Here is a 1,329-nt window from a genome sequence, read left to right on the forward strand (position 1 = left end):
TTAAAAAACTTACAGATTGTTCGATTAGCGCTTTTAGAACATGAATATCAATGTCGGCTACTTTATTAATATATATACATGATTTTCCAGACGTGTACTTTCCAAATTTTTTCAATAGTTCTTCTCGTCTTGGGTCACCGGTTGTAAAATATAAACTAATTTTGGCTTTTCTAGGAGAAAAGCCAACTAATGGGGCATCGCCTTCATGACCAGATTCATATTTATAGTGGTATGTACCAAATCCGATAATGCTAGGTCCCCACATCTTTGCTGTATATCCTGTTGTTTCAGTAAATATATCTAATAATTGATAGGCACTTTCTCGTTTGTTAAGATTTTCAACACTTTCAATAAACTCAAGTACACTATTGTTAGTTTCTATTGTTTTGAGTTTGTACATATTAGAGACACTCCTTTTTTGATATCGGTTATATCATATAGGTAATTATAATATAKGGGTCACCATACATGTTTATCAAGTTAAGAAAACAACATCTGATAATCAACTCGCATTAGTCGGGAACCTTTATAAACAGTACGACTTTATTTCAAAGTTTCATCTAGTGCTAAAATGTTAGTTAGAAACATATAGTAGCAATTTCCTCTATATTTTAAAAACATAACAAACAAAAAGGTAGAGGGACATCCCTTCTAACTTAAAAGTTAAAATTCAGAAAAAACAAAAATATTTATTCCCTAGTTTTTAAATTTCTTTAATTTACAAACATTCCTTCCAATTAACAGGAAATTTCATTCTGTAAAAGAAATAATTCATCAATACACCACGATTTTTAAGCGAATTCGGATTCTAGATTCTACAACATTTCAAATTCAAGTTTTCTTCACATTATCAAGGCTCAGGTGGAAGTAGTCATACGGTAGGAGTCAAAATTCAATTAGAGTATGACCTATTGAGTGGGAAGTCCCTGCATGTTTATGTAGGAGAAGGAAGAGTTGCAAAAGAGCATAAACACTTAAAAATATAATTTTACTATTAATCTATGCTTTTATATGATTAAATAAAAGAACTGCCTATAAGTGGAAGTTTTAGGGCGGATTCTTTTTATATAATAAATTGAAGGGTGGAACTAAGGTGATTAGTGATTTGAAAAAAGGGGCTTTATCTTCATTGAAGGGCCGTTGGGGATTAGGAGTAGGTTCAACATTCCTAAATTATCTCATTCCCGCAGCAAGTATGTATCTCATTGGTATAGTAGTATTTTTAATTTTTGGTTTATTTGTAGATGTTATAGGACCTGAGAACCTTGTATATTATTCGTATGGCGAACCTAAACTTAATTTTGGAGTTATTTTATCTCAAATTATTAT

1 protein-coding gene and 2 pseudogenes are annotated in these 1,329 nt (G+C 30.9%); 2 read left to right on the plus strand and 1 reads right to left on the minus strand.

The window, feature by feature from the left end:
• A partial coding sequence (locus tag AC1DTM_RS26785) for a DUF1801 domain-containing protein (RefSeq protein WP_477001309.1) occupies positions 1–400 on the minus strand: 400 nt, incomplete at its 3' end.
• Between the two features lie 360 nt (positions 401–760).
• Here AC1DTM_RS26785 and AC1DTM_RS26790 point away from each other — a divergent pair.
• Both AC1DTM_RS26790 and AC1DTM_RS26795 read left to right on the plus strand, forming a co-directional pair.
• Positions 761–953: pseudogene (locus AC1DTM_RS26790) on the plus strand (IS4 family transposase); the annotation flags it as partial.
• A gap of 140 nt (positions 954–1,093) precedes the next feature.
• A pseudogene (locus tag AC1DTM_RS26795) lies at positions 1,094–1,329 on the plus strand (DUF975 family protein); the annotation flags it as partial.

It is taken from the genome of Bacillus sp. P4_D3 (genome assembly GCF_056401855.1).